This is a genomic window from Streptomonospora wellingtoniae (assembly GCF_031845375.1).
Lineage (GTDB): Bacteria > Actinomycetota > Actinomycetes > Streptosporangiales > Streptosporangiaceae > Streptomonospora > Streptomonospora wellingtoniae.
The window spans coordinates 30,454-42,799 of the sequence record NZ_JAVREK010000004.1; the positions used below are offsets into that span (position 1 = coordinate 30,454).

Consider the following 12,346-nt stretch of genomic DNA (forward strand, 5'->3'; position numbering starts at 1 on the left):
GCGGTACAGACTGGGGATCACTTCCGATAAGGAGCAAAAAGTCGCGACTCGGCCCTGTGGCGTCCGGGGCCCTCTGAGCTAACGTGAAGCTGTGCCTCAGAACACCAAGGTCGAGGTACGCCGAAGTCCCCGCCGACGACGGACGGTGTCCGCCTATCGCGACGGGGACAAGACGGTCGTCCTCGTCCCCGCCACGTTCTCCCGCGCCGAAGAGAAGCGCTGGGTCGACCGAATGCTGGAGCGCCTTGAGGCACGCGAGGAGCGCCGCCGTCCCGACGACGATTCGCTCCTGAGCCGCGCACTCGACCTCGCCGACCGCTACCTTGAGGGCCTGGCCCGTCCCGCGAGCGTGCGCTGGGTCGACAACCAGCAGACCCGCTGGGGTTCCTGCACTCCCGAGAACGGCTCCATCCGGCTGTCGCGGCGCCTCTCCGGCATGCCGTCCTGGGTGGTGGACTACGTGCTGCTGCACGAGCTCGTGCACCTGATCATCCCGCACCACGGGCAGGAGTTCTGGGACCTGGTGCACCGCTACCCCAAGGCCGAGCGCGCGCGCGGTTATCTGGAGGGCGTCAGCGCGGCGCCCCGCCTGGACGCCGGCGACAGCGGCGAGATCGGCGAGGAGGACGACGTCGACGAGGTGGGTGAGGTCGGCGACGTCGGTGAGGCCGATGGCGTCGACTCCGACAGCGCCTGAGCTTGACCCCACCGCCGATCTTGTCCATCGCAAATGGAAATCGTTTCCTCCACGATGGCTACACGATCGACGAAGTCTGGTCTATGAGGGAGCGAATCCCGGCTCCGGGCGGGCGCGCGCCGCCTCCGCCGCCGCGCGGACGAGGGTGCGGCAGGCGTCGTCAGTGGGTTCGGGGATGTCCCCGACGGCGAACCAGCCCAGGTCGGACGACTCGCCGGCGTCGATCGACAGCGGCGCCTCCCGCTGCGCGGCCACCGCGGCGTACTGCACGTCGAGATGCCAGGTGCCGCCGCCGCAGCCCACCCGGTGCCGGTCCAGGCGTACCGGCCCGGGCAGCAGCCGCAGGCCCGACAGCCCCGACTCCTCGGCGGCCTCGCGCAGCGCCGCCGCACCCAAGGAGGCGTCGCCCTCCTCGCAGTGGCCGCCGGTCTGCAGCCACTTGCCGATCTTGCGGTGCAGGGTCAGCACGGCACTCGTGCCGCCCGGGTCGACGATGGCGGCGCTGGCGGTCAGGTGCCCGGCGCCACAGGTGCGCGACATCGCATCGGGATGCCGGTCGAGGTGGTCCAGGTAGAGGCGGCGCAGCTCCTCCTGCGCCGCCTCGGGCGCACGCCAGGCCGCGAGGTCGGAGCGGGCCGCCGCGTGCAGTCGGTCCAGGATCACGCGGGGCCCCCGCCGGAGCCGCCCGCGCCGGTGCCGTCGCCGCGGTCCCCCTTCCCTCCGTCGCGGCCGTCGCCGGAGGAGGGCCCGTCAGAGGAGGTCTCGCCGGAGGAGGGCTGGTCGGAGGAAGCCTCGCCGGGGGAGGGCTGGTCGGAGGCGTCGGTGAACTGGCTGATGTCGATCTCGTCGGCCGCCGAGCCGGCGCGGCCGTGCACGAAAGCGTCGGGGTCGTCCAGGTCCTCGCCCGAGGGCATCAGGTCGGGGTGCTCCCACACGGCGTCGCGGCCCTCGATCCCCCGCGCGTCCTCCAGCGCGGTCCACAGTGCCGCCGCCTCGCGCAGCCGGCGCGGCCGGAGCTCCAGCCCGACCAGCGTCGCGAAGGTGTGCTCGGCGGGCCCGCCGGTGGCCCGGCGGCGGCGCGTGGCCTCGGCCAGCGCGGCCGACTGCGGCAGCCGCTCGGCCACCGCGGCGTCCACAACGACCGACAGCCAGCCCTCGACCAGCGCCAGCGTGGTCTCCAGCCGCGCCAGGGACGCCTTCTGCTGCGGGGTGTCCTGCGGCTGGAAGAGGCCTTCGCCCTCGCTTCCCGAGAGCGCCTCCTGCAGGGCCTCGGGGTTGGCGATGTCGATCTGGCCGAGCTTCTCCTCAAGTCCGCTCATGTCGAAGGACATGCCCCGGGCGTAGTCCTCCACCAGGGTGAACACGTGCGCGCGCAGCCACGGCACGTGCCCGAACAGCCGGTGCAGCGCGACCTCGCGCGCGGCCAGGTAGAGCCGGATCTCGTCCTCGGGGATGCCCAGGCCCTCGCCGAAGGCCGCTACGCCGTCGGGCAGCAGCGCCGCGGTTCCCTCGCCGGCCAGCGGCAGGCCGACGTCGGTCGAGCCCACCACCTCGCCGGCGAGCTCACCGATGGCCTGCCCGGCCTGCTGGCCCACGAGCATGCCGCCCATCTGGCGCACCATGCCCATCAGCGGGCCCGCCATCGACTGCATCTCGTCGGGAAGGTTCTGGCCCATGGACTCCACCAGCCGCCGGGTCAGCGGCTCGCACAGCTTCGACCAGGTCGGCATGGTCTTCTCGACCCACTCCGACCGGCTCCACGCCTGCATGGTGTGCACGCCGGACGGCAGCGACGTGGCCTCGTTGGTCCACAGGTCGGCCAGGCGCAGGGCCTCCTGCACCTTGGCGAAGTCGTGCGCGCCGACGCTGGAGTCGCCCTTCTGCGACACCGCGTGCCGGGCGATGTTCTTGGCCATGTCCCAGTTCACCGAACCGGACTCGGCCTGCTGTCCGCCGGATGATGAGGGCTGTGCCGCCATCATGTCGGCGAACTGGCGCAGCATCTGCGCCATCTGCTGGGGATCGCCGAAGGGGAAGCCGCCCGGCATGCCCGGCTCACCACCGCCGGGGCCGCCACCGCCTGGGCCGCCGCTGCCGGCACCCGAGCCGGAGTCGCCCGATCGGCGCCCGGACTCGTCGTCGGGGTCGTTCGGCATGCTGAAACCAAAAGGTAGGTCGCTCACGATTAGACCTCAGGCAGGATTAGGTTTGTCTCCACTGTCACGTTAGCTGGGAGCCGCCCGGAGTGAATACCGAAACGAGCCAGGTTCGCCCACAGCACACCTCACGTCCCGGGGCGCCGGTGATCGCGGTCACCGGCGCCGCCGAAGGCGTCGGCCGTCTCCTTGTGGAACGCCTGGTCACTGCCGCGGGTTCCGGCGCGGTCGCCGAAGTCGTCGCGATCGGAGGCCACGGCGACGACGCGGCGGAGGTGCCGCCGGGCGCCACCCGGCGCACTGCCGACGTCCGCGACCCCCGGCTCGCGGAATGCCTGCCGGGCGTCGACGTGCTCGTGCACACCGACGACGACCGAACCCTGGAGACCCCGGCCACGCAGCGGCGGGCCGACAACCTGCGCGCCGCCCAGACCGTGCTGACCGCGGCGGCCGCTCGGCGCGTCCCCCGTGTCGTCCTGCTCACCAGCACCATGGTCCACGGCGCCGACCCCGAGAACCCGGTCCCGCTGCCGGAGGACTCCGAGGTGCGCACCGAGACCGGGGCAGGCCTCGTCGGCGACTGGGTGGAGATCGAGGATCTGGCCTGCCGCGCCCGGCGCTCCCACCCCGGCCTCTCGGTGACGGTGGTGCGTCCCGCGCCCCTGGTGGGCCCCGGGCTCGACACCGTGCTCACCCGGCACTTCGCCGCGCCGCGGCTGCTGACCGTCCGCGGTCGCGAGCAGAGCTGGCAGTTCTGCCACGTCGAGGACCTCGCCTCAGCGTTGGAGTACGTGGCGGTGCGCGGCGTCGAGGGCGGCGGCGCGGTCGCGGTCGGCTGCGAGGGGGCCCTGCCCCAGGACGAGGCCGAGGAGATCGCCGGACTTCGCCGCTTCGACGTGCCGGCCAACCTGGTCTTCGGCGCCACCCGGCGGCTGCACAGCGTCGGTCTGACCCCCGCGACGGCCGCGGAGCTGAGGTTCCTGGTCTACCCGTGCGTCGTCGACTGCGCGGCGCTGCGCGAAAGCGGATGGCGCCCGGCCTACGACAACGCCGAAGCGCTGCGGGCCCTGCTGGAGGCGCGCAGCGGCAAGTCCGCCGTGGTCGGCCGCAACGTCGGCCGCAAGGAGGTCACCATCACCGCGGCGAGCGCCGCCGGCGCCGCGGCGGCGGCCATCGGCACCGCGGCCGCGGTGCGCCACCTGCGTAGGCGCCGGGGCCGCTGAACACGGTGCGCCCGCGCCCGCGGGCCGCCGTCGCAGGGCGGCCCCGGAACCGCCGCGCCGCCGCGGAATGCGCATTCGCGCACGGCCGCGGGCCCCGGCTGTTGATACCGTCGGCATGTGGATGCCATCAGCCTGGTAGGACTGCGCGAATCCCCGATCTCGGTCGACGAGGTCCTCGCCGCGGTGGGCGACCCCCGGGCAGGGGGCACGGCCTGCTTCATCGGCACCGTCCGCGACCACGACCACGGGCGCGCCGTCGCTCGCCTGGCCTACTCCGCCCACCCGCGCGGGGAGGCCGAGATGCGCGGCGTCATGGAGAAGGTCGTCGCCGACACCTCCGGCGACGGGCGCCCGGTGTGGCGGGTGGCCGCGCTGCACCGTGTGGGTGAGCTGGAGATCGGCGACACCGCCGTCGTCGCCGCCGCCGCTGCCGGGCACCGCGACGAGGCGTTCGACGCCTGCCGGCGGCTGATCGACGACATCAAGGCCCAGGTGCCCATCTGGAAGCACCAGGTGTTCTCCGACGGCGGCACGGAGTGGGTCGGGGCCGAGTAGGTCAGGTCGGCCGAAGAGCCGCCGAGCGCGCGTAGGCGGCCGTCCGCGGCCGCGGCGGGTCCCGGCGGGGGCCGTCCGCGCGCCCTTTAGGGTGTGCAGCATGTTCCGTCGTGCTATGACCCTGATCGTCGCGGTGCTGCTATTGGCGGGATTCGCGGTGGGAGCGGTGTATCTGCCCGTGCCCTATCTCGTCGCCTCCCCCGGCATCGCGCTGGACACGCTCGGCGAGAGCGAGGGCGAGCGGATCATCCGGATCGACGGGACCCGTAGCTACCGCCACGAGGGCGCGCTGTCCATGGTCACCGTGCAGTACACGGGCGGCCCCGACACGCACATGGACCTGTTCACCGTGCTGGGCGCGTGGCTCTCGCCCACCCAGGCGGTGCTGCCGCAGGAGGCGCTCTTCCCGCCCGACCAGAGCGTCGAGGAGATCACCCGGACCCAGACCGTGGAGATGAACAGCTCGCAGCGCACGGCCACGGCGGCGGCGCTCACCCAGCTGGGCGTCGACTACGAGACGGAGGCCTATGTCGCACAGGTGAAGAAGGGCAAGCCGGCCCAGGGGGAGCTGCGCAAGGGCGACGTGATCGCCCGCGTGGACGGCGAGCCGGTGGCCGGCAAGGACGAGGCTGTGGAGCTCGTCGGCGACCGCCGGCCCGGCGCTGCGGTCTCGCTCACCCTCGACCGCGAAGGCGCGGACGAGCCGGTGAAGGCCGAGGTGGAAACCACTGCCGGCGACGAGGGCGACGCCGTCATCGGCATCCTCGTCGCCGACCGGATGGAGTTCCCCTTCGAGGTCGACATCAGCGTCGGCGAGATCGGCGGGCCCAGCGCCGGGATGATGTTCTCCCTCGGCGTCATCGACCGGCTCAGCCCCGAGGGCCTCACCGGCGGGCACCAGATCGCCGGCACCGGCACCATCACCCCCGAGGGGGAGGTCGGAGGCGTCAGCGGCGTGGCGCAGAAGATGGTCAGCGCCGAGCGGCTCGGCGCCGAGTACTTCTTCGTCGCCGCCGACAGCTGCTCGCAGACCTTCGACTCCGCGGCCACCGGCGAGATCGATGTGGTCAAGGTCGGCGAGCTGGCCGACGCCGTCGACGCGCTGAAGAAGATCCGCAACGGCGAGGAGGCCGGCGACCTGCCGCGCTGCCAGCCGGGGTGAGCCGCCGTGTCAGTCCTCCTCATCCTCCAGCGTGAGCGCGAGCGCCGAGGTCAGCGCCGGAACCAGATCCTCGCCGTTGAGCACCTCGTCCTCGGAGTCGTGGTGGCGCATCCGCAGCGCGGAGTGCCGGCTGCCGTCGCGTAGGACGCCCGCCACCATGCGGACCTCCTCGTTGCCCTCCTGGTTCTGCGCCCACGAGCCGGCGTCGGCGTCGCGGGGCGGCTCCAGCGTGGCGTCGGAGCCCTTCAGCACCAGGCGCTCCATCACCAGGGCGCATCCGGTCACCGCCTCGGGCCAGGCCATCCGGCCCAGCGCCTCCTCCAGCGGCACCTCGCCGGGAAGCGGTTCCTGCTCAACGGGGGTGAGGTCGTCGTCGGAGATGTCGCCGGTCAGGCCCAGCATCTCGGCGAGGGCGGGCTCGCGCTCCATCAGGTCGGTGGTGGGTACCAGCGCGTAGATGCGCACCGGCTGGTCCCAGCCCTGGCCGGCGGCATGGCGCTCGAGTTCCAGGACGGCTTCGCGAATGTTGAAAGACACCCACCCATGGTGGCCGACGGCGGCGACCGGAAGGGCGCGTTCCACGGAGTAAAGTCGCACCACGGGTGGTCCGATGCCCGCCCGACTCCCAGTCGATGTCATCTTGTCACCGCCTGGCGCGGGGTTTCGGGAACCCGGGGACCCCGCAATAAGTTGCCGATACCAATGGGATGCGGTTCCCGGACATCGGGACCGAGTCCCGGATACCGACTGCAGTGCCAACTATGAGGGGGAGGCGTGAGCTTCCGATCGCCCGGCGCACCGTCCGCGCGCATGCCCCGTCGATCCCGGCTGCTCGCGCCTGTCGCGGTGGTCGTGGTCGTCGTCATCGCGGGGTTGCTGACCGCCGCGAACTTCTGGACCGACTACCTGTGGTTCGACTCCGTCGGGTATTCGACCGTCTTCCTCACCGAACTGCGCACCCGTTCGCTGCTGTTCGTCGTCGGCGGCCTGCTCATGGCGGTGGTCGTCGGCGCCAGCATGTTCTTCGCCTACCGCTCCCGGCCGCTGGCGCCGCCCATGAGCCCAGAGCAGCAAGGGCTGGCGCGCTACCGCATGTCGATCGACCCGCGGCGCAAGATCTTCTTCTGGGTGATCGTGGCCGGCCTGGGAGTGCTGACCGGTGCCTCGGCCAGCGGTGAGTGGGGCACCTTCCTGCAGTTCGCCAACGGCGCCTCGTTCGGCGTGAACGATCCGCAGTTCGGCCGCGACATCTCCTTCTACACCTTCACCTACCCGTTCATGCGGGTCGTGCTGGGCTACCTGTTCGCCGCCGTGGTGCTGGCGTTCATCGCCGCCGTGGCCGTGCACTACCTCTACGGCGGCGTCCGGCTGCAGAGCCAGGGGCAGCGCGCCACCCCGGCCGCGCGTGTGCACCTGTCGGTGCTGCTGGGCGTCTTCGTACTGCTGCGGGCGGCCGCGTACTGGCTGGACCAGTACGGGCTGGTGTTCTCCAGCCGCGGCTACACCTTCGGCGCCTCCTACACCGACGTCAACGCGGTGCTGTACGCGGTGATCATCCTGTCGGTGATCTCGGTGGTCTGCGCGCTGCTGTTCTTCGCCAACATCTACGTCCGCAACGTGATGATGCCGGTGGCCAGCCTCGGACTCCTGGTCCTCTCTGCCATCCTCATCGGCGGCGTCTACCCCGCCATCGTGCAGCAGTTCCAGGTCAGCCCGAACGAGCAGCGGCTGGAGCGCCCCTTCATCCAGCGCACGATCGAGGCCACGCGCGCCGCCTACGGCATCGGCGACGCCGAGGTCACCGACTACGACGCCCAGACCGAGCTGACGGCGGAGCAGCTGTCCGAGGAGGCCGCCACCATCCCCAGCGTCCGCCTGGTCGACCCCTCGGTCGTCTCGCAGACGTTCCAGCAGATGCAGCAGGTGCGCGGCTTCTACCAGTTCCCCGAGGTCCTCAGCGTCGACCGCTACGAGGACGAAGAGGGCGACAACGTCGACACGATCATCGCCGCGCGCGAGCTGTCCGGACCGCCTGCCGACCAGGACAACTGGCTGACGCGGCACACCGTCTACACTCACGGCTTCGGCATCGTCGCCGCGGCCGGCAACCAGGTCGACGACCAGGGGCGGCCGGTCTTCACCGAGTACAACATCCCGCCCGAGGGCGAGCTGTCGGAGGTCACGGGCGAGTACGAGCCGCGGATCTACTTCGGCCGCGAGGGCGCCGAGTACGTCATCGTCAACGCCGAGCCCGAGTACGACTTCCCGCTGGGCGGCGGCAGCGACGACGTGACCACGAGCGAGGACGCCGGGGACCCCGAGGGCGACCCCTCGCCGGACAACGCCAACGCGCCGGCCGACGCCCAGGCGGACGCCCAGGGCGACGGCCAGGAGGGCCAGGGCGGCGAAGGCGGCGGCCAGGAGGGCCAGGGCCAGGGCGGCGAAGGCGGCGGCCAGAGTCCTGATGCGCAGAGCCAGGAGCAGGGGGGCGGTGGTGCCAGCCAGGGCAGCGGCCAGCGCACCAACCGCTACCAGGGCGACGGCGGTGTCGAACTGGGCAACTTCTTCAAGCGCATCCTCTACGCGCTGCGCTACCAGGAGCCCGACATCCTGCTGAACAGCGCGATCTCCGACGAATCGCGCATCATCTACGAGCGCGACCCGGCCGACCGGGTGGAGCGGGTGGCCCCGTTCCTCACCGCCGACGGCAAGCCCTACCCGACGATCGTCGACGGCCGCGTCCAGTGGGTGGTGGACGCCTACACGACCACCAACATGTACCCCTACTCCGAGCGGATCGACCTCGCCGACGCGACCGAGGACACGTTCACCCAGAGCACCGACACCGTCAACGCGCTGCCGGGCAACCAGGTGAACTACATCCGCAACTCGGTCAAGGCGACCGTCGACGCCTATGACGGCACGGTCACCCTCTACGGCTGGGACAAGAAGGACCCGGTGCTCAAGACCTGGTCCAACGCCTTCCCCGGGGTGATCACCAAGAAGAGCGAGATCGGCGACGAGTTGAAGTCGCACCTGCGCTACCCCGACGACCTGGTGAAGGTGCAGCGGGAGCTGCTGCGGCGGTACCACATCACCGACGCCGACGCCTTCTACGGCGGTCAGGACTTCTGGAACGTGCCGGCCAACCCGACGACCGACGGCGACAGCCCCGAGCCGCCTTACCGGCAGACCATCCGCTACCCGGGCGAGGACGACGCCGACTTCTCCGTCACCTCGACGTTCGTGCCGCGCGGCCGCGAGAACCTGGCCGGCTTCCTGGCGGTCAACAGCGACGCGACCGAGGAGGACTACGGCAAGCTGCGCATCCTGCAGCTGCCGCAGGACACCGTGGTCATGGGTCCGGGCCAGGTCCAGGCCCAGTTCGCGGCCGACGACGCGATCCGCGACGAGCTGCTGCCGCTCCAGCAGAGCGAGCAGTCGCGGATCATCAACGGCAACCTGCTCACCCTGCCGTTCGCCGACGGTCTGCTCTACGTCGAGCCGCTGTACGTGCGCGCCGAGGGAAGCCAGACCTCCTATCCGCTGCTGCAGAAGGTGATGGTCGGCTTCGGCGAGGAGGTCGCGATCGGCAACAACCTGCAGGAGGCGCTGAACAACCTCTTCGATGGGGACGCACCCCTGCCGGAGAGCGGCGAAGACGACGACGGCGGCGGCGAGCAGGACGGCGGCGGTGGCGGTGCCGGGGGCAACGAGGAGCTCTCCGCAGCGCTCGAGGACGCCGCCCAGGCCTACGAGGACGGCCAGCAGGCCCTGAAGGACGGCGACTTCAGCGCCTACGACGAGGCCAACCAGCGGCTGCAGGACGCTCTGGAGCGAGCCGAGCAGGCCTCAGGCCAGAGCGGCGGCTCCGGTGACGGCGGAGGCGACGGAGGCGGTGGCGGCGGCTCGAACTGAGCCGTCCGTCCGTGCCCGGCCGGCGGCCGCGGCAGGAGGTGGAACCTCCCGCCGCGGCCGCCGGCGTTTCCGCGATGCCGGTCGGTGAATCCGATTTGGTGTTGGGGTAGGGGAGCGATACTGTAGAGGCACACCGACGCGGGGTGGAGCAGTTCGGTAGCTCGCTGGGCTCATAACCCAGAGGTCGCAGGTTCAAATCCTGTCCCCGCTACCACCGAAGGCCGGTGCGGAAGGGAATTCGGTTTCCTTCCGCACCGGTTTTTCTTTTGCTTCCCGAGCCGGTTCCGAACACCTCGAAAACGGGAGCCAGGTCCGGCGAAACCGGGGCCGCGCGCCGTGGGCGCGGCACTGCCCGTTCTCCCGATACGCCCTGCGACCGGGTGCGACGCGTCACCCTCCGGCCCGCGTCGCGCCGGGACCGGCTGGCGAATCCGATTTGGTGTTGGGGTAAGGAAGCGATACTGTGGAAACACACCGACGCGGGGTGGAGCAGTTCGGTAGCTCGCTGGGCTCATAACCCAGAGGTCGCAGGTTCAAATCCTGTCCCCGCTACCACCGAAGGCCGGTGGGAAGGAAGTCCGCTCCTTCCCACCGGCCTTTCGCATTCTCCGCGAAACGCGCACGGTCCCGAACGAGAACACCGGTTCGGGGCGCCGGGCCAGGCGCGTCCATGGAATCCTCCGGCGAGGGCGTGCGCGCGGACGTCGAAGACCGCGTCGCAGCCGTCCCGGACGGGGCGCTCGCGCAGGACCCATGCATGCACGGCCGCGTCGAGCGCGCAGGCGCCGAGCCCCGCCTCCATGGTGCCGGGCGGAATCGGGAGCGTGACCTGCTGGAGGGGATCGGAGACGCCAGCCCAGGCGCGGGCGGACCTTCGCAGGGCGGACTCCAGGTAGTCCTCCGCTGAGGCGCCGATCTCTCCCGTGGGTGCTGTCGGCCGTTCCGCCGCCCCCGCGGACCTGCAGGCGGCGGCCCCGATCCGCGGTCGGCGCTCGCGCGGTAGGCGTGCGGGCCCTCCGGCGACAGGTCCCGCGTGCCCGCGACTCATCGGGCCCGGTACCGCACCAGGCGTCTCCTCCTCGGACCGCAGCCCGCACACCCGCGGTCCTTCACCCTGACGGCCGGGGGGGACCGTGCCGCTCTCGGGGGGAGGCCGCGGCGGCCGCTGCCGGCGGGGCGGGGAGCTAGGCGCCCTTGAAGCCGTCGCAGGCGACGTAGGCGCCCTGGTCCGTGGTCCAGACGACGGTGAAGGCTCCCTCGGCCAGCGAGGCGTCCTCGAAGTCGCCGGGGAAGGCCAGCTCGACCCACGTGTCGCCGGAGATCGACCCGTCGGCCTTGTAGGTCGTGCCGTCGGGAGCCGAGACCGTGGCGGTGACGGGGGCGTCGCCGGCCCCGTTGTTGTTGCGGAGCTTCAGGGGCGCACTCTCGGATACGTCCGTGCGCGGCGCCGCTGTCTCCCAGGCGCCGCGGGCGTTGGCGGTGATCCGGGGGGAGCAGGCGACCTTCTCCGGATCGAAGCGGAGCTCGGCCAGCGCCGAGGGGTCGGCTACCGGCGCCGCGGCGTCGGTACTGGGAGCGACCTGCGACTCCAGCTCCTCCATCGAGGGCCCGGGGTCGGATCCGCACGCGCTCAGCGCGAGGCAGGCCGCCGCGGCGGCGGGGAGCAGCAGACGGAGGGAGGTACGGCTGAGCTGTTGCGACACGAGCCGCAGACTACTACGCCCGGACTGCGTTCGCGTCCCGCAGACGTGCGGGCGGCCCGTCAGGTCAGCCGCAGCGGCGCCGGGCCGCCGCCCGGGGTGGGGCCGCCGTTGAGCTGGGTGAGGACCTCGTCGTGCAAAGTGCCGTTGGTGCACACCAGCGGTCCGCCGTCGGAGAAGGCCTGGCCGCGCAGGTCCGTCGCGCGGCCTCCCGCCTCCTCCAGGATGACGGGCAGCGGAGCCGCGTCCCACAGCGAGAGCTCCGGCTCGGCGGCGATGTCCACCGAGCCCTCGGCGACCATCACGTGCGACCAGAAGTCACCGTAGGCCCGGGTGCGCCATACCGAGCGGGTCAGCCCCAGGAAGCTGTCCAGGCGCTGCTGGTCCTCCCACTCCGACATCTCCGAGAACGACAGCGACGCGTCCCCCAGCGCCGACACCCGCGAGACCGTGCAGCGCGTCGCCTTGGTCAGACTGCGCCCGCTCCAGGTGCCCCCGCCCTGCGAGGCCCACCAGCGGCGGGTCAGCGCCGGCGCGGAGACGACCCCGACCACCGGCCGGTCGGCTTCGAGCAGGGCGATCAGCGTCGCCCAGACGGGCACGCCGCGCACGTAGTTCTTGGTGCCGTCGATGGGGTCGAGGACCCAGACCCGGTGGCTGACACCGGTCCGGCCGTACTCCTCTCCCACCACGGCGTCGCGCGGCCGGGCGCGGGAGAGCACCCCGCGCAGGGTCTCTTCGACGGAGCGATCGGCCTCGGTGACGGGCGTCAGGTCGGGCTTGGTGTCGACCTTCAGGTCGAGCGCCCGAAAGTGCTTCAGGGAGATGTCATCGGCCGCGTCGGCGAGGACGTGGGCAAGACGCAGATCATCGTCAAAGGACGCCATGGCGGCTTACGCTACCCTTCCGGGGCCCGGAGCGGACTACCGGCGCCC

10 protein-coding genes and 2 tRNA genes are annotated in these 12,346 nt (G+C 71.8%); 7 read left to right on the forward strand and 5 right to left on the reverse strand.

Annotated features, from left to right (window positions below):
- Nucleotides 1-91 precede the first annotated feature (91 nt).
- Nucleotides 92-697 (forward strand): M48 metallopeptidase family protein, encoded by a 606-nt coding sequence (locus tag RM446_RS05220; RefSeq protein WP_311543967.1) that lies wholly within the window; start codon nucleotides 92-94, stop codon nucleotides 695-697.
- A gap of 81 nt (nucleotides 698-778) precedes the next feature.
- Here the strand turns inward: RM446_RS05220 and RM446_RS05225 are convergent, their stop codons facing one another.
- Nucleotides 779-1,360 (reverse strand): NUDIX domain-containing protein, encoded by a 582-nt coding sequence (locus RM446_RS05225; protein WP_311543968.1) that lies wholly within the window; start codon nucleotides 1,358-1,360, stop codon nucleotides 779-781.
- On the reverse strand, nucleotides 1,357-2,880 hold the full coding sequence (locus tag RM446_RS05230) for a zinc-dependent metalloprotease (protein ID WP_311543969.1): 1,524 nt from the start codon (nucleotides 2,878-2,880) through the stop codon (nucleotides 1,357-1,359). The genes RM446_RS05225 and RM446_RS05230 overlap by 4 nt, the downstream gene beginning before the upstream one ends.
- A gap of 119 nt (nucleotides 2,881-2,999) precedes the next feature.
- Between RM446_RS05230 and RM446_RS05235 the strand changes: the two genes are divergently transcribed.
- The 3 genes from RM446_RS05235 (at nucleotide 3,000) to RM446_RS05245 (ending at nucleotide 5,793) form a co-directional block, all read left to right on the forward strand.
- On the forward strand, nucleotides 3,000-4,076 hold the full coding sequence (locus tag RM446_RS05235) for an NAD-dependent epimerase/dehydratase family protein (RefSeq protein WP_311544222.1): 1,077 nt from the start codon (nucleotides 3,000-3,002) through the stop codon (nucleotides 4,074-4,076).
- A gap of 117 nt (nucleotides 4,077-4,193) precedes the next feature.
- On the forward strand, nucleotides 4,194-4,631 hold the full coding sequence (locus RM446_RS05240) for a molybdenum cofactor biosynthesis protein MoaE (RefSeq protein ID WP_311543970.1): 438 nt from the start codon (nucleotides 4,194-4,196) through the stop codon (nucleotides 4,629-4,631).
- A 100-nt stretch (nucleotides 4,632-4,731) separates the two neighbouring features.
- Complete coding sequence (locus RM446_RS05245) at nucleotides 4,732-5,793, forward strand: YlbL family protein (RefSeq protein WP_311543971.1); 1,062 nt, start codon at nucleotides 4,732-4,734, stop codon at nucleotides 5,791-5,793.
- A 9-nt stretch (nucleotides 5,794-5,802) separates the two neighbouring features.
- Here the strand turns inward: RM446_RS05245 and RM446_RS05250 are convergent, their stop codons facing one another.
- Nucleotides 5,803-6,330 (reverse strand): PPA1309 family protein, encoded by a 528-nt coding sequence (locus RM446_RS05250; RefSeq protein WP_311543972.1) that lies wholly within the window; start codon nucleotides 6,328-6,330, stop codon nucleotides 5,803-5,805.
- Between the two features lie 273 nt (nucleotides 6,331-6,603).
- On the opposite strand from RM446_RS05250, the gene RM446_RS05255 reads away from it, so the two are divergent.
- From RM446_RS05255 to RM446_RS05265, 3 genes are all read left to right on the forward strand, one after another.
- Nucleotides 6,604-9,711, forward strand: a complete 3,108-nt coding sequence (locus RM446_RS05255; RefSeq protein WP_311543973.1) for a UPF0182 family membrane protein — start codon at nucleotides 6,604-6,606, stop codon at nucleotides 9,709-9,711.
- Nucleotides 9,712-9,848: 137 nt separating this feature from the next.
- A tRNA-Met gene (locus tag RM446_RS05260) sits at nucleotides 9,849-9,925 on the forward strand.
- 264 nt (nucleotides 9,926-10,189) lie between these two features.
- A tRNA-Met gene (locus RM446_RS05265) sits at nucleotides 10,190-10,266 on the forward strand.
- A gap of 629 nt (nucleotides 10,267-10,895) precedes the next feature.
- On the opposite strand, the gene RM446_RS05270 is transcribed toward RM446_RS05265, so the two are convergent.
- Both RM446_RS05270 and hisN read right to left on the reverse strand, forming a co-directional pair.
- Nucleotides 10,896-11,414, reverse strand: a complete 519-nt coding sequence (locus RM446_RS05270; protein ID WP_311543974.1) for a hypothetical protein — start codon at nucleotides 11,412-11,414, stop codon at nucleotides 10,896-10,898.
- A 59-nt stretch (nucleotides 11,415-11,473) separates the two neighbouring features.
- A complete protein-coding gene (gene hisN / locus RM446_RS05275) occupies nucleotides 11,474-12,298 on the reverse strand; it encodes a histidinol-phosphatase (protein ID WP_311543975.1) in 825 nt (274 codons plus the stop codon).
- Nucleotides 12,299-12,346: the final 48 nt, after the last annotated feature.